We start from the raw sequence: 15,243 nt of genomic DNA, 5'->3' as shown, positions 1-15,243 counted from the left end.
ACAGCTAGAGAGCGCCATCCGGCATCTGATAAGGTATTAAGCACACGATAAAAACCACCCCTTTAGGGGTGTTTTTATACCGAACATTGAAAACCTTTTCATGTTGTTAATTCAGGGAGAGAAATACGATGGCAGGCATTTTGACCATGATCCTGGCTGGTGGCGAAGGTACTCGCCTACAGCCTCTGACCACCACCCGCAGCAAGCCTTCCGTCCCCTTCGGTGGCAGCTACCGGCTGATCGACTTTGTCCTCAACAACTTCGTCAACGCCGACTTTCTGCGCATCTATGTACTGACCCAATTCAAATCACAGTCCCTCTACCTGCACATGAAGAAGGGCTGGAATATCGTCGGCATCACCGACCGCTTTATCGATCCCATCCCGGCCCAGATGCGGATGGGCAAACGCTGGTATGACGGCACCGCCGACGCCATTTACCAGAACCTCGGCTTTATCGAGCGGGCCGAACCGGATCACGTCTGCATCTTCGGTTCCGACCACATCTACAAGATGGATGTGAGCCAGATGGTCACCTTCCACAAGCAGAAGAACGCCGCCATGACTGTCGCGGCCCTGCGCATGCCCATCGAAGAGGCGAGCGCCTTCGGGGTGATCGAGGTGGATACCGAAGGGCGGATGATCGGCTTTCAGGAAAAACCAAAGCAGCCCAAGCACATTCCCGGCGATCCGACCCAGGCGCTGGTCTCCATGGGCAACTACATCTTCGAGACCGATGCCCTCTGCCGCGAGTTGAAGCGGGATGCCGCCGAGGAGAACTCCAGCCACGACTTTGGCAAGGATGTGATCCCGAGCCTCTACCCACGTGCCCCCGTCTATGTCTATGACTACAGCACCAACGTCATCCCCGGCGAGAAACCGCACGTCTACTGGCGGGATGTGGGCACCCTCGACTCTTATTGGCAAGCGCACATGGACCTGGTGGCCGACAATCCCCCCTTCTCCCTCTATAACCGCAAGTGGCCCCTGCACACCCACTATCCGGCGCTGCCACCGGCCACCTTCATCGACAGCGACGAGTGCAAGGTGAAGATCGCCAACTCGCTGATCTCCGCCGGTTGCTTCATTCAGGGCAGCCAGATCCAGCGATCCATCCTTGGTTTCCGCTGCAATATCGGCGCGTGCAGCCATATCAGTGAATCCGTTCTGCTGGGGGATGTGAAGATTGGTGAAGGCTGCTCCATCCGGCGCGCCATCATTGATAAAAACGTTGAAATTGCGCCCGGCACCGTTATCGGTGAAAATCTGGACCACGATAGAGAGCGATTTACCGTATCCGAAGGCGGTATCGTGGTGGTACCTAAGGGAGCAAGAGTTGGCTATTAACCCACTGAAAATCCTGTTTGTTGCCTCGGAAGTTGAGGGGCTGGTCAAAACCGGGGGTCTGGCCGATGTCGCCAGAGCCCTGCCGATGTACCTGGCCCAGAAGGGGCATGATGTCAGGATCATGCTGCCCTTCTACAAGACGATAAAGCGACGGGATGAGGCCAGACTGGTGGCGTCACGCTGGCTGCCAACCCACCCCGGGCTGCCAGATATCGGTTATCGCATCTACCAGATGGAGCTGGATGGCGTCTGCGTCTATCTGCTCGACTGCCCGCAATATTTCGATCGTCCCCAGCTCTACGCCGAGAACAATCAGGCCTATCCGGATAATGGCGAGCGCTTTGCCTTCTTCTCGGCCGCAGCCCTCCATGCCTGCGAGCAGCTTGGCTTTGCCCCGGATATCGCCCACTGCAATGACTGGCACACCGGCCTGCTGCCACTGCTGCTGAAAACTCGCCACGCTCACAACCCCTTCTTCCAGCAGACCCGCAGCGTGATCAGCATTCACAATGCGGCGTTTCAGGGGGTGTTTGGCCGCGAGCAGTTCTGGGCCATGCCCGAGATCGCCGACTACGAACGCCGCATCAACTACGACTACGGCCACGTCAATCTGCTCAAATGCGGGGTGCTCTACGCCGACAAAATCAATGCGGTCAGCCCCAACTATGCCCAGGAGCTGCTGACTCACCTCGGCGCCCACGGCATGGCGCATATCTTCCAGCAACGGGCGGCCGATCTCTGCGGCATCCTCAACGGCTGCGACTACAAGGACTGGGATCCGGAGTTCGACGAATTCCTGCCTGCGACCTACAGCATCGACAACATGGCTGGCAAACAGCTCTGCAAAGAGAGCCTGCAGCAGGAAGCGGGGCTGGCCGTGGCGGACTTGCCCATCTACGGCATGGTTTGCCGCCTGACCGAGCAGAAGGGCGTTCCCCTGCTGCTCCCTGCGCTGGAGAAATTCCTCCACCATCAAGTACAAGTGGTGATCGTCGGCTCTGGCGATCCTGCGCTCGCCACGCAACTGCAAACCATGGCCCGGGATTATCCGGGCAAGCTCGCCTTCATCAACACCTATGACGATCGGCTGGCCCATCTGGTCGAAGCCGGTGCCGACTTCTTCCTTATGCCCTCTCTGTTCGAGCCTTGCGGCCTCAACCAGATGTACAGTCTCGCCTATGGTACCCTGCCACTGGTGCGCGCCGTGGGAGGTCTGAAAGATACCGTGGTGGATTGGGATGCCGATCCCGAGCATGCCACCGGCTTCTGTTTTAACGATCCGACTGCCGCCATCCTGCTCGATACCATGCGCCGCAGTCTGCTCTATTTCCTGCAGGACAAAGAGCGTTTTGCCAAGGTGCAGCGCAATGCCATGAGCACCCGCTTCAACTGGCCTGACTCGGTCACCCAGTATGAACGGATGTATCAGAGCGCATTGGGCCGTTACTGAACGCCAAACGTCAGCTGATTGCTGAAGTTTTGTACCCTTGGCGCCACTTTGAGCGTCAACAGCGAAAAAAGTCCCCTTTGGCTGTTGACGCTCCCCCAAAACTCTATAGAATCCCCCTCCGCAGTGATGCGAAGGTGGCGGAATTGGTAGACGCGCTAGCTTCAGGTGTTAGTGTCCCACGGATGTGAGGGTTCGAGTCCCTCTCTTCGCACCAATACTGCCATGCTGATTCAGCAGCATGTAAATCCAACTAGAAAACCCGAATGTGCGAAGGTGGCGGAATTGGTAGACGCGCTAGCTTCAGGTGTTAGTGCCCCCCGGGTGTGAGGGTTCGAGTCCCTCTCTTCGCACCATGCTTCTCCAGACAGCATGTAAATCAAAACTGGTAACACAATGTGCGAAGGTGGCGGAATTGGTAGACGCGCTAGCTTCAGGTGTTAGTGTCCCACGGATGTGAGGGTTCGAGTCCCTCTCTTCGCACCATGCTTTATCCAGACAGCATGTAAATCCAGACTGGAAACCCGAATGTGCGAAGGTGGCGGAATTGGTAGACGCGCTAGCTTCAGGTGTTAGTGCCCCCCGGGTGTGAGGGTTCGAGTCCCTCTCTTCGCACCATGATTCTGACATGTAAACACAGATCAATGCGCTCCAACCGCATTTAAAAACCAGCTGGAGAAAATCAGTGTGCGAAGGTGGCGGAATTGGTAGACGCGCTAGCTTCAGGTGTTAGTGTCCCACGGATGTGAGGGTTCGAGTCCCTCTCTTCGCACCATTCATTACGCAAAAGGCCCATCACGAAAGTGATGGGCCTTTTGTTTTTACTCCTTGTTATGGCTATGCTTTTGACGACTCCCCGCTCATCGTCATGCCAAGGAACGCATATGATACTGGATACCGACATTCACAACTTTTACGAACATCTGGTGCTCAAGGAGATTGAGAAACAGGGGCTGCAGCAGAAGCTCAACAGCGATCAGATGGCCGACCTCTGCTGCCTCACCCTCAACCAGCTCCCCGCCCACTATATTCGCCACAATGTCGACATGATCTACTTCCTGACCGACGCCAAGCGCACCGAAATGGAGAAGCTGGTGGTCGAATCGCTCAAGGTGGCACAGCAGAAGATTAAGCAGGCTCCCGTCAAAAGCTCATAACCAGGGCTGCTGCCAGAGCAGGGTGACGATACCGGTCAACCCGGCCACTGGCAGCAAGATCAAGGCGGGGCGCAATCCGGGCTCCAGCATCACCCAGGCAGCCAGCAGAAAACCTACACTCCAGGTGCCGTACTCTTTATCCTGACCCCATGCGAGTACGGCCACCGCCACCAGCAACATCATCCCCCGCAATATCCAGCGCATTGTTTTCTCCCCAATCAACAATTGATAATAATTATCTTCATCTACTGGGGATGCAAGTGGCGTCACAGGAAAGCTTCGTATGTGACCCTATGTGTCAACAGGCCGCTCAAAAACGGGTTATGAGATCAACTAATTTGTGATTTTTTCAATCAAATGTGCATTTTTGCCAATTTGATGGGGCTTTAACCCGTCGGGTTTGTGGTAGATTGCGGCCTCTTTTTGGGTTGCCTCCTCGGGATCGATGTATCCACAGGACGAGAGGGAGTGACCTTGGCGAGCAAGAGTTTAGGAAGTATCTATGCAAAACCAACAAAACCACATCCGACTACCGGGCATGGCACAGGTGTTTGCCTGTCTGGCCATTTTCCTGGCCCTGGCATTCTCGTTCACCAGCGTGCTCGATCTGCCGATCCAGCTGGCGTTGTTCATCGCCTGGTTCGTCATCATGGGGCTTGGCATCAAACTCGGCCACGATTACAAATCCCTGGAACAGGCGGCCGTTGACGGCGTTGCCAAGGGAATGGGGGCCATCCTGATCCTGGTCTCCGTCGGTGCTCTGGTCGGCACCTGGATTGCTGGTGGCATAGTCCCCAGCATCATCTACTTCGGCCTCAAGGTGATCCACCCGTCCATCTTCCTGCTGGCAACCCTGATCATCTGCTCCCTGACCTCGCTGGCCACCGGCACCTCCTGGGGCTCTGCCGCCACCGCCGGTATCGCCATGATGGGGATCGGCCACAGTCTCGGCGTGCCTGCGCCGCTGGTCGCCGGTGCCGTGCTCTCCGGCGTCTATTTTGGTGACAAGCTCTCTCCGCTCTCCGACTCAGTAGTGCTGGCTTCGACCATGTCCAACGTCGACGTGGTGGAGCATATCAAGGGGATGCTGCCTATCAGCCTGCTCTCCTATGTCATCACCGCCGTGCTGTTCACCGTGGTGGGCATGCAGTATTCAGGCAATGTCAGCCTGGAGCAGGTCAATCTGGTGATGGAGGCCCTCGACAACCAGTTCAACATCACTCCGCTGGCCATAGTGCCGGTGGTGCTGGTGCTGGGCCTGTTGGCCAATCGCAAGCCCGCCTTCCCGGTGATCAGCTTCGGCGCCCTGCTGGGCCTGATCTGGGCCATCGCCTTCCAGGGCATGGATCCGGTCAAGGCAATGCACTCGGCTTATAGCCCATTTGCCATCACCTCCGGCATCGATTTTATCGACAACATTCTCGGTCGCGGCGGCATGGAGTCCATGCTGGGCTCGGTCGCGGTCATCATCTTCGGTCTCGGGTTTGGCGGCCTGCTGGAGAAGGTCGGTATTCTGGAAGTGATCGCCAGCGCCTTCGAGAAGCGCATCAATAGCGTCGGCAGCCTGACCAGCCACACCATCGGCACCGCGTTTCTGGCCAACGTGTTTGGCTCAGCCATGTATGTGTCGCTGATCCTGACTCCCAAGATCATGGCCAAGAACTACGACCGACTGGGACTGGCGCGCAAGAACCTCTCTCGCAACGCCGAGTTTGGCGGCACCCTCACCTGCGGCATGGTGCCCTGGAGCGACAACGGCATCTTCATGGCCGGGGTACTGGGGGTGGCAACCCTCGACTACCTGCCCTACATGTGGCTGAGCTTCACCTGCATCATTGTGACCATCACCCTCGCCTACATGGGCAAGGCGGTGAACCGGATCCCGCTGGTCGCGGCGGCAAGCTCCCGCTAAGCCATCCAGCAAACAACAAAGGCGCCATCGAGGCGCCTTTGTTGTTTCAGAGAAATGCTGTTTGATGGAGGCACTGAGCACCACAAACAAAAACAGCCCTCGTTGCCGAGAGCCGTTTCATCAGACCGATAATGCCGATCAGATGGAGAAGCTGGAGCCACAGCCACAGGTCGTGGTGGCATTGGGGTTGGTCACGGTGAAGCGCGAACCTTCCAGACCCTCGGTGTAATCCACACTGCCGCCTACCAGATATTGCAGACTCATGGGATCGATCACCATGGTGACGCCATTCTTCTCGACTACGGTGTCCCCGTCGTTGATCTTCTCATCAAAGGTAAAGCCATACTGGAAACCGGAGCAGCCCCCACCCGTGATGTATACCCGCAGCTTCAGCTCGGGATTCTCTTCCTCGGTGATCAGGTTCTTCACCTTGTTGGCCGCCGCATCCGTCATCTGGATGGGCAGCGGGGCTTCTGCTACTGCACTCATTACTGACCTCACAACCATTAGATCCACAAACATGGAAACCGCGAAATTATCCAATACCCGACCATTCAGTTCAAGTATTCACCACGTTTAACCGGCCGCGGGAACCGGAGCAGGCGGTGCGGCGACCAGCGGCTTGATCACCTCACCCCACTCAACCAACAGCTCTTGCGCCGGTTGCCTGCCATCCTTGTTGATGGTGACACGGATCCGATCCGGCACAAAGCCTTCCGGCAACTGCCAATTCCCTTCCAGCAGCTGAAAATAACGCAGGGCATAGCGCCACTCACTCACCTTCATCCCGAGATCGCGGCCGGTTAGCGTCTTCGGCTTGTCAGCCAGACTCCCCTCGACCCGGATCTGCACCTGACCACGAAACAGCTCCCGCTTCTTGGCGGGCTGGGTCAGGGCGAGACGATAGTGGTAGCGACCGGGAATGCTGGTCTCCTGCAGAGTCAGGTTGTCGATCACTACCCCCACCTGTTCGCCGGTGGGGCGCATGATCCGCTCGAAAAAGGCCAACTGGCGTTTGAGCTCCTGCACCTGCGCCTCCTGACTCTTCAGGGTGGTCTGCAACTGCTCAAAGGCCGCTTTCTGGGTCGCCAGCTGGGTATCTTTCACCCCCAATTCGGTCTTGAGCTGGCCGATGGCCTTGCCCTGACGATCCAGCGTCTCCTGCTGTACCACCAACAGACTGCTCTGGGCCAGCTCCTGACGGTTCCCGACAAAGTAACCGATGAGCCCGCCAACGGCTAACACGACCAATAACTTCAATAGATTGGACATAGCCCCTCATCCCGTTATCACGCCATTTACGGCAGCGCCTCTCCCTTCACTATACCGCCCTGACCGGGGTCACAGGCGATAAAGGGAAAAATTAACTGGCCGTGGCGCTGCCATCACCCCGCTTTTGACGCGCGGCGAGCCGTAAAGTTCGCTCCAGGATCTGGGAATAGATCGGTCGGCCACCCAGCCACTGGGCAACCAGAGTCGCCCCAACCGTGGTAATCATCATCGGCAGGATCAGCTGATAGTTGTCGGTCATCTCGGTGACCAGCACGATACCCGTGATGGGGGCGCGCACAGTGGCAGCAAAGAGAGCCCCCATTCCGGCGATGGCAAAGGCGCCGGGCTCGATGCCAAGCTCCGGAAACGCCGCATGAAACAGATGGCCAAACACCACGCCAAACAGGGTGCCCAACGCCAGGGTTGGCGCAAACACCCCGCCCGGGGCACCGGAGCAGAAGCAGATGAGGGTCGCAACCAGCCGCACCGAGAAGATAAGGAACAGGGTCGCCATCGCATACTCATCCCCCATCAGATGAGGAATAAGCTCGGTGCCGCCCCCCGTCACCGAAGGAGCAAACAGCGACAGCACACCGAACGTTCCGGCGACCAGCATGCCAATGGCTACAAAACGGTGGCGCTTGTTCTGATGCAACGCCAGATAGCCATCCTGACAGGCCAGCACCAGCTTGTTGAAGACAAAACCGAGCACCCCGAAGGTGGCTCCCATAAAGAGGAACAGCCAGAGCGCCTTGAGGGCTGGCGCATCGTAGTGAGGCAAGGTGATCACCGCCCCCTGGCCTTTCATGTTCTGCAACATCAAGGTCGCCATGATGGCGGAGATCCCCACCGCCTTGATGGCCAGAAAGGAGTAGCGGAATTGCGGTCGCATCTCCTCCATCACGAACAGGATGCCTGCCAACGGCGCATTGAAGGCTGCCGCCAGACCGCCCGCCGCACCGGCGGCCAACAGGGCATGGCCATGCTCCTTGGGCAGCCGGAAGATATCCGCCACCATCTTGCCGAGGTTGCCGCCGATCTGTACCGAAGGCCCCTCCCGCCCCAGCACCATGCCGGAACTCAGGGTGCAGATGCCGCCGAAGAACTTGACCGGCAACACCCGCCACCACCGAACAGGGCGCAGATCGTCCATCGCCCCCTCGATCTCGGGAATGCCGGAACCACCCGCTTCCGGGGCAAAGGTATGAGTGAGGAAGTAACCGACAAATCCCAACAAGGCGCTGAAGCCAAAGCCGAGCAGACCGAGCTGCCACCAGGGACGGTCTGCCAGCAAGGCGATACGTTGTTCTGCCAGCCAGTGGACACCAGATTCGAACAGACCGCACACCAGTCCGGCCAGGGTGCCGACCAGCGCCGCTAGCAACAGAACCAGCAAGGGCATCTTGTCTTGCCGGATAATGCGGGAAAACGGCCCCCGCGAAGAGGTATCGGCTTCAGAGGAGAAAGCTTGTTGCGCCATCTTGTTACACCAACTTGGAAAAACCATATCGTCAGCTAGCTGAGATCAGGATCACCCGGCGCGTTGCTCGGCTGCCCAGGGCTGGGGCTTTCTGCTATAGTCGGCCCGTTAAATTTTTGTCACGGGAGCAGACCGAGAGTCCGGGTGGCGAGAGCGCAAAGCATACTCCTGATGCTCCGACCTGCCGAGTCTCAATCGGCTGCAATCCCTTGTGTGACGACCAAAATCCCATTAAGGATGATCCATGTCAAAATCAGATCAGCTGTTTGAACAGGCCCGCCAGACCATTCCGGGTGGCGTCAACTCACCGGTCCGCGCCTTCAATGGGGTCGGCGGCACGCCCCGCTTCATCGATCACGCCGATGGCGCCTATCTCTATGATGTGGATGGTCAGGCCTACGTGGATTACATCGGCTCCTGGGGCCCCATGCTGCTGGGTCACAACCACCCGGCCATCAAGGCTGCCGTCATCAAGGCGGTGGAGAAGGGGCTGAGCTACGGCGCGCCGACCGAGATCGAAGTGCTGATGGCCGAGAAAGTGCGCCAGATCGTCCCCTCCATGGAGCAGGTGCGGATGGTGAACTCCGGTACCGAAGCCACCATGAGCGCCATCCGTCTGGCCCGTGGCTACACCGGCTGCGACAAGATCGTCAAATTCGAGGGCTGCTACCACGGCCACGCCGACTCCCTGCTGGTCAAGGCCGGTTCCGGCGCCCTAACCCTGGGTCAACCCAACAGCCCGGGCGTTCCAGCCGATTTCGCCAAACACACCCTGACCTGCGTCTTCAACGATCTGGATTCGGTGCGTGAAGCCTTCACCCAGTACGGCAGCGAGATCGCCTGTATCATCGTCGAGCCGGTCGCAGGCAACATGAACTGCATCCCGCCGGTCCCCGGCTTCCTGGAAGGGCTGCGCGCCATCTGTGACGAGTTCGGTGCCCTGCTGATCCTGGACGAGGTGATGACCGGCTTCCGCGTCTCCCTGCGCGGTGCTCAGGGTCACTACAACATCGACCCGGATCTCACCACCCTCGGCAAGATCATCGGTGCCGGCATGCCTGTGGGCGCCTTCGGCGGCAAGAAGAAGGTGATGCAGCACATAGCCCCGACCGGCCCTGTCTATCAGGCGGGTACTCTCTCCGGCAACCCGGTGGCCATGGCGGCCGGTCTGACCATGCTGGATCTGCTGCTGGAGCCGGGTCTCTATGAGCAGCTGAGCGCCAAGACAGCTCGTGTTGCCGAGGGACTGAAAGCGGCCGCCGCCAAGCACGGCATCCCGCTCGCCATCAACTATGTGGGCGGCATGTTCGGCTTCTTCTTCACCGACGAGCCCGAAATCACCCGCTACGAGCAGGTTACTCGCTGCGATATGGAACGCTTCAAGCGCTTCTACCATCTCATGCTGGAAGAGGGTGTCTATCTGGCGCCGAGCGCCTACGAGGCAGGCTTCCTGTCACTGGCTCACGGTGACAAGGAGATCGAACATACCCTAGCTGCCGCCGAACGCAGCTTCGCCAAGCTGGCTGGCTAAATCGCCGCTGGTTGTCGCAAAGGGCCCGTCATGGGCCCTTTTCTATTGCAGTGCCTTCATCACCAGACAGGGCATCGATACGCCCAGTTCTAGTGCATTCCCCCCTAGCAATCCGCCGATTTGTCATCCTCTGGTGCAACTTGCCCCGCCATCCCTGTCATAAAGCAGGCCCACTATTTGCACATTCACCAAAAGATCCCACGTCACCGAGGTCCATATGGCAGAGATGAGCCCCATCGATGTGCTGCGACGCTATCAGGAGTATCAGGAGGAGTTGACCCCGCTACTGCAGGGGCTGCTCAGCGCCCCCCTTGTCTCACTCAAGGGGTATCCCTTTGTGGTCAGCATTGACCACTATCAGGGACCGATGTGCATCCAGCCTGCGGCACCGGCCGCCCATAACCGATTGCACCTTATCGTGCAGGGGCAAGGACGGGAGATCACCGTCTGTCTGAATCAGCTGATTGGCTGGTTGATGGGAGACAGGGAGCGCCGCCGCGCCATGCCCTGGTTCAAGGCGGTCTATGTGGTGCTCAGCATGGCGCTGTTTTTGATCGTCGCTACCCTGATCTGGCACGGGCTGGAGCAGCTCTACCAGCTATTGTGCGGCGAGCAGCAGAACCAGCTCGGCGCCTTTAGCGCCATCATCTTTCTGACGCTGGCACTGGCGGTGTTCGATCTGGGCAAGACCATTCTGGAAGAGGAGGTACTGCTGCATAAGGATATCTTCCGCCACAGCGCCATTCGTCGCACCATCACCCGCTTTATCGCCGCCATTCTGATCGCGGTCTCGATCGAGGGGCTGTTGCTGCTGTTCAAAGGCTCGCTCGGCCAGAGCGAGCTGCTCTGGCCAGCGGTCGGAGTGATGGGGTGTGCGGTGGGTTTGCTGCTGGCGCTCGGCCTCTATGTCTTTCTGGGAGCCAAGGCCGAAGCGGCACTGGTACAGGCTAGCCTGCGCTCTCCACCGTCAGCTGCACAGGGGAGCGACGCACCGCCCGCCAGGAGGCATACATGGTCCAAGAGGTATAGATGACGATAAAGGCAACCAGCCACTTCAGCATCTCCATATCCATGGATTTGACCAGCATGGCTGCCAGCACCACACCGATGGGCCCGAAGATGGCTACCGCCAGCACCGCCTTGGCATCAAACGCCCCTTTGCGGATAAAGGTGCCTGCGGAGAAAACGCTAAGCACGGCGGTGGAGCCCATCATGATCGGAAACGCCGCCAGCGGATTCATCCCCAGCAGATAAACCAGCGTCATGCAGGGGGCAAACAGGCCTATACCGACATTCATCAGTACCCCGAAGATGAAATTGCCAAGCAGGGCAATCGCCAACTTGTAGCCGCTGAGCCCCATCGCATCGCCGCCTACAGGGAAAAGCCCCAGCAGACCGGCAAAGATAAGCCCTGCAACGACCAGTAAGGAGATAGCCATCACCAGCCGGATGGTCTGCCGATCAAACGAGGCCACATGACGAGCGCCCCAGGCTGCGCCAGCTGCGGCGGCCATCATCATGCTGATCAGCGTCAGCGGCTCCACTGCGACTGCGCCGACGAAGATCAGCGACTGAGTCACGGTCGGCAGCACGCACTGCCCATTTAGGGTACCCGGCAGCACCCGATCATCGATCAGCTTGAACTGCTTGTAACAGGCGGTCTTTACCGCAAAGCTGCCCACCCCCAGGGTATCGAGAAAGTTGGCAACCCCACCGATCAACGCCACCGGCCAGAAGGGGGTCGCCTCAAAGGATCCACTCTGCTTCTTCCGCCAGCAAGCTTGCACCAGCATAAAGATGAATACGAGGCCTCCGGCTATAAAAACCAGCCGTAAAATATCAACTAACATAGGGGTTTCTCCTGCAACGGGCGGCGATTCTAAGGCAAGCAGCAGAAAAAATCTTGACCGGAATTAAGCAATGCTCACGACACGCCTCTGCAAGGTGAAATATTTATCAATAGACTCCGAACGACTCTGCTAATACTTGTTACTGAGGCCAACAGGCCGGGTCCTGAGCACGTTGTTATGGTCCTTTCGCGACGACCACTTGTGCCAAAGGACATAATAAAAAAGAGGGCCGGTAGTGATACCGACCCTCTTTCTGTATCTGGCCGGGGCGCTGGGCCCTCGACCATGACAACTGCTTATTGAATGCTCTTGCCGGCACGCACGTCCTTGATAAACCCCTTCAGGCTGGCCAGATCACGGGGGGCACCGCGCAGGATCTGATCACCGATGATGAAGGCCGGGGTACCGGAGATACCGAGCGCTTCAGCCAGCGCACGGTTGGTACCGAGGTTCTGGTCAATGCTGCCATCCTTGATCTTGGCTTCCACCTTGCTCCAGTCCACACCGGCCGCCACAGCCAACTGCTTGACCTGTGCTTCATCAGCGAGCGGGCCCTGATGGGTATAGAGCTTCTCGTGGAACGCCTGGTACTTGTCAGGCTGACCCAGCTGGACAGCCAGCGCAGCACGGGCAGCGAAGTAGGAGGACTCGCTCAGAATGGGGAACTGCTTGTAGATGTACCGGATATCTTTATCTTCCGCCATCAGCTGCTTGACCAGCGGATGGGCCCGTTTGCAGTAACCGCAGTTGTAATCGAAAAACTCTACAATGGTCAGCGACGCCTTCGGATTCCCCATCTCGGGATCCTGATTGGCATAAAGCTGCTTGGAGTGAGCCTTGATCAGCGCCTTGTCACTCTCGGCCTGCTGGCTCTCCTGCTTGGCACGCAGGGCATTGGACATCTCGACCAGGATCTCGGGATTCTTGACCAGATAGTCGCGAACGATTTGCTCGACATCGCTTTTGGTCAGCTCACTTGCATGTACCGGCGTCGCCAGCAGGGTCACGCCAGCCAGCGCGCAAAACAGGGCATTTTTAATAGTCATAACGTTATCTTGCAGAGGATATGATAGAGGCCACTATAGTGGTTGAGTCTGTTTTCAAGTCAAGTTATCTGGCCAAAAAAGCGCTTGATGCACCCTGATTGCCACTTTTTCATGTCGTTTCGTGCAATTAACCAGCAATCGAACCGGACGGGGATTTACAAGCCGGATCAGCATGGTAATATTCGCCGCACTGCTGCGGAGGGGTGGCAGAGCGGCTGAATGCACCGGTCTTGAAAACCGGCGATGGGCGACCATCCGTGGGTTCAAATCCCACCTCCTCCGCCATTCATACCGAGCCCATGCAACGCATGTTGCGTGGGCTTTTTATTTGCCTGCGATTTGCCACTCCTCATAGAGCTCAACACATTAGTCTTCTTCAACTCCTTTCTTGATCTTCTCACCTGTGGGCTCAACAGCTGCCACAAGATCACCTATCAACATCGAACCTCTGCGTTCCTGCGCGAATCCCTTCCCAATTCCTTATTACCCCAAACAACAACGACCCAACGCAGCGACCACGGCTCCTGCATGTTGCTACCGCCAATAACCCCTCTTCGGAATAAAGTCAGGGCCGGTTAACACCGTCATAGAAAAGCAGGGACGATGGGGTTGCGGCTTAAAAAGAGGGGGCAGCTAACTCAGGAAGCAGAGAGCCCAAGCAAAAGATCATGACGTATAGGCGATCATGGGATGCACGGGATATGACGACGCCAGAGCCACCGAAAAAAGCGACAGCGGTTCAGCGAAGAAAGAGTACCAAGCGGAACATCGGGCTATTTGTGGAACCAGAAAACAGCGACGAGTAACAATAAGAACAGAGGAGAAGAGATAAGATGGGTCAATTATCAGGCGACTTACTGAATTGCAGCCAATAAAAAACCCCGCTCGATGAGCGGGGTTTCTTGTATTGGGTGCCTGGCAGTGTCCTACTCTCGCATGGCGAATGCCACACTACCATCGGCGCTACCGCGTTTCACTTCTGAGTTCGGCATGGGATCAGGTGGTTCCACGGCGCTATGGCCGCCAGGCAAATTCTTAATCCAGAAAGCTGACGTGAATAACGATTTGCCTGTTGGCTTCGCTATCACTGAATTAGTTAGTAGTTCGCTTGGTATTTGCTACAAGCCTTAGAACACTTCTTGGGTGTTGTATGGTTAAGCCTCACGGGTAATTAGTATGGGTTAGCTCAACACATCACTGCGCTTACACACCCCACCTATCAACGTTGTGGTCTCCAACGGCCCTTTAGGACCCTCAAGGGGTCAGGGATGACTCATCTCAGGGCTCGCTTCCCGCTTAGATGCTTTCAGCGGTTATCGATTCCGAACTTAGCTACCGGGCAGTGCCACTGGCGTGACAACCCGAACACCAGAGGTTCGTTCACTCCGGTCCTCTCGTACTAGGAGCAACTCCCTTCAATCATCCAACGCCCACGGCAGATAGGGACCGAACTGTCTCACGACGTTCTGAACCCAGCTCGCGTACCACTTTAAATGGCGAACAGCCATACCCTTGGGACCGACTTCAGCCCCAGGATGTGATGAGCCGACATCGAGGTGCCAAACACCGCCGTCGATATGAACTCTTGGGCGGTATCAGCCTGTTATCCCCGGAGTACCTTTTATCCGTTGAGCGATGGCCCTTCCATTCAGAACCACCGGATCACTATGACCTACTTTCGTACCTGCTCGACCTGTCCGTCTCGCAGTTAAGCTGGCTTATGCCATTGCACTAACCTCCTGATGTCCGACCAGGATTAGCCAACCTTCGTGCTCCTCCGTTACTCTTTGGGAGGAGACCGCCCCAGTCAAACTACCCACCAGGCACTGTCCGCGAGCCCGATTCAGGGCCCTGCGTTAGAACATCAAACATACAAGGGTGGTATTTCAAGGACGGCTCCAGCGCAACTGGCGTCACGCCTTCAAAGCCTCCCACCTATCCTACACATGTAGGTTCAATGTTCAGTGCCAAGCTGTAGTAAAGGTTCACGGGGTCTTTCCGTCTAGCCGCGGGTACACCGCATCTTCACGGCGAATTCGATTTCACTGAGTCTCGGGTGGAGACAGCATGGCCATGGTTACACCATTCGTGCAGGTCGGAACTTACCCGACAAGGAATTTCGCTACCTTAGGACCGTTATAGTTACGGCCGCCGTTTACCGGGGCTTCGATCAAGAGCTTCGCTTGCGCTAACCCCATCAAT

At 57.3% G+C, this 15,243-nt stretch carries 12 protein-coding genes, 6 tRNA genes and 2 rRNA genes (1 of these 20 running past the window's edge); 12 read left to right on the top strand and 8 right to left on the bottom strand.

All coding sequences use genetic code 11. The features are described from left to right. Positions 1 to 128: 128 nt before the first annotated feature. The 8 genes from glgC to ACTG2S_RS03930 all read left to right on the top strand — a co-directional run bounded on the left by glgC (position 129) and on the right by ACTG2S_RS03930 (position 3,950). Entirely contained in the window at positions 129 to 1,346 is a 1,218-nt protein-coding gene (gene glgC, locus ACTG2S_RS03965; RefSeq protein WP_005340236.1) for a glucose-1-phosphate adenylyltransferase, read from the top strand. Further along, positions 1,336 to 2,796, top strand: a complete 1,461-nt coding sequence (glgA, locus tag ACTG2S_RS03960) for a glycogen synthase GlgA (RefSeq protein ID WP_201976623.1) — start codon at positions 1,336 to 1,338, stop codon at positions 2,794 to 2,796. Before glgC ends, glgA begins: the two co-directional genes overlap by 11 nt. A 128-nt stretch (positions 2,797 to 2,924) precedes the next feature. Then, positions 2,925 to 3,010, top strand: a tRNA-Leu gene (locus ACTG2S_RS03955). 53 nt (positions 3,011 to 3,063) lie between these two features. After that, positions 3,064 to 3,149, top strand: a tRNA-Leu gene (locus tag ACTG2S_RS03950). 44 nt (positions 3,150 to 3,193) lie between these two features. Next, positions 3,194 to 3,279 (top strand) — tRNA-Leu (locus ACTG2S_RS03945). A 46-nt stretch (positions 3,280 to 3,325) separates the two neighbouring features. Next, positions 3,326 to 3,411, top strand: a tRNA-Leu gene (locus tag ACTG2S_RS03940). Positions 3,412 to 3,482: 71 nt separating this feature from the next. Beyond that, positions 3,483 to 3,568: transfer RNA gene (locus ACTG2S_RS03935), tRNA-Leu, on the top strand. A gap of 109 nt (positions 3,569 to 3,677) precedes the next feature. Continuing rightward, positions 3,678 to 3,950 (top strand): late competence development ComFB family protein, encoded by a 273-nt coding sequence (locus tag ACTG2S_RS03930; protein ID WP_005343036.1) that lies wholly within the window; start codon positions 3,678 to 3,680, stop codon positions 3,948 to 3,950. On the opposite strand, the gene ACTG2S_RS03925 is transcribed toward ACTG2S_RS03930, so the two are convergent. Next, on the bottom strand, positions 3,945 to 4,154 hold the full coding sequence (locus ACTG2S_RS03925; RefSeq protein ID WP_005343034.1) for a hypothetical protein: 210 nt from the start codon (positions 4,152 to 4,154) through the stop codon (positions 3,945 to 3,947). The genes ACTG2S_RS03930 and ACTG2S_RS03925 overlap by 6 nt on opposite strands. Before the next feature lie 298 nt (positions 4,155 to 4,452). Here ACTG2S_RS03925 and nhaC point away from each other — a divergent pair, with 298 nt between their 5' ends. Continuing rightward, positions 4,453 to 5,862 (top strand): Na+/H+ antiporter NhaC, encoded by a 1,410-nt coding sequence (gene nhaC / locus ACTG2S_RS03920; protein WP_005357819.1) that lies wholly within the window; start codon positions 4,453 to 4,455, stop codon positions 5,860 to 5,862. 138 nt (positions 5,863 to 6,000) lie between these two features. Here nhaC and erpA read toward each other — a convergent pair whose 3' ends face one another. From erpA to clcA, 3 genes are all read right to left on the bottom strand, one after another. Further along, the gene (gene erpA, locus ACTG2S_RS03915; protein ID WP_005340225.1) at positions 6,001 to 6,351 is read right to left on the bottom strand and encodes an iron-sulfur cluster insertion protein ErpA; all 351 of its coding nucleotides are present in this window, start codon (positions 6,349 to 6,351) and stop codon (positions 6,001 to 6,003) included. A gap of 87 nt (positions 6,352 to 6,438) precedes the next feature. Further along, positions 6,439 to 7,134 (bottom strand): DUF6776 family protein, encoded by a 696-nt coding sequence (locus ACTG2S_RS03910; protein ID WP_005343032.1) that lies wholly within the window; start codon positions 7,132 to 7,134, stop codon positions 6,439 to 6,441. A 91-nt stretch (positions 7,135 to 7,225) separates the two neighbouring features. Continuing rightward, positions 7,226 to 8,614: a H(+)/Cl(-) exchange transporter ClcA gene (gene clcA, locus ACTG2S_RS03905; RefSeq protein ID WP_274160521.1), complete on the bottom strand. Its 1,389-nt coding sequence runs from the start codon at positions 8,612 to 8,614 to the stop codon at positions 7,226 to 7,228. A gap of 244 nt (positions 8,615 to 8,858) precedes the next feature. Here clcA and hemL point away from each other — a divergent pair, with 244 nt between their 5' ends. Both hemL and ACTG2S_RS03895 read left to right on the top strand, forming a co-directional pair. Continuing rightward, entirely contained in the window at positions 8,859 to 10,145 is a 1,287-nt protein-coding gene (gene hemL / locus ACTG2S_RS03900; RefSeq protein WP_439982005.1) for a glutamate-1-semialdehyde 2,1-aminomutase, read from the top strand. Between the two features lie 217 nt (positions 10,146 to 10,362). After that, positions 10,363 to 11,178, top strand: coding sequence for a hypothetical protein (locus ACTG2S_RS03895; RefSeq protein ID WP_274160520.1), 816 nt, complete (start codon positions 10,363 to 10,365; stop codon positions 11,176 to 11,178). Here the strand turns inward: ACTG2S_RS03895 and ACTG2S_RS03890 are convergent. Both ACTG2S_RS03890 and ACTG2S_RS03885 read right to left on the bottom strand, forming a co-directional pair. After that, positions 11,093 to 11,995 (bottom strand): sulfite exporter TauE/SafE family protein, encoded by a 903-nt coding sequence (locus tag ACTG2S_RS03890; RefSeq protein ID WP_167574370.1) that lies wholly within the window; start codon positions 11,993 to 11,995, stop codon positions 11,093 to 11,095. The genes ACTG2S_RS03895 and ACTG2S_RS03890 overlap by 86 nt on opposite strands. Positions 11,996 to 12,291: 296 nt before the next feature. Next, complete coding sequence (locus ACTG2S_RS03885) at positions 12,292 to 13,041, bottom strand: DsbA family protein (protein WP_042084194.1); 750 nt, start codon at positions 13,039 to 13,041, stop codon at positions 12,292 to 12,294. 197 nt (positions 13,042 to 13,238) lie between these two features. On the opposite strand from ACTG2S_RS03885, the gene ACTG2S_RS03880 reads away from it, so the two are divergent. Beyond that, positions 13,239 to 13,326, top strand: a tRNA-Ser gene (locus tag ACTG2S_RS03880). A 628-nt stretch (positions 13,327 to 13,954) separates the two neighbouring features. On the opposite strand, the gene rrf is transcribed toward ACTG2S_RS03880, so the two are convergent. After that, positions 13,955 to 14,069 (bottom strand): 5S ribosomal RNA (gene rrf, locus ACTG2S_RS03875). A gap of 122 nt (positions 14,070 to 14,191) precedes the next feature. Further along, positions 14,192 to 15,243, bottom strand: a 23S ribosomal RNA gene (locus ACTG2S_RS03870); it runs 1,838 nt beyond the window's last position.

It is taken from the genome of Aeromonas sp. 82P, assembly GCF_051919365.1.
Lineage (GTDB): Bacteria > Pseudomonadota > Gammaproteobacteria > Enterobacterales > Aeromonadaceae > Aeromonas > Aeromonas veronii.
This window is presented reverse-complemented; position numbering and strand designations above follow the sequence as displayed.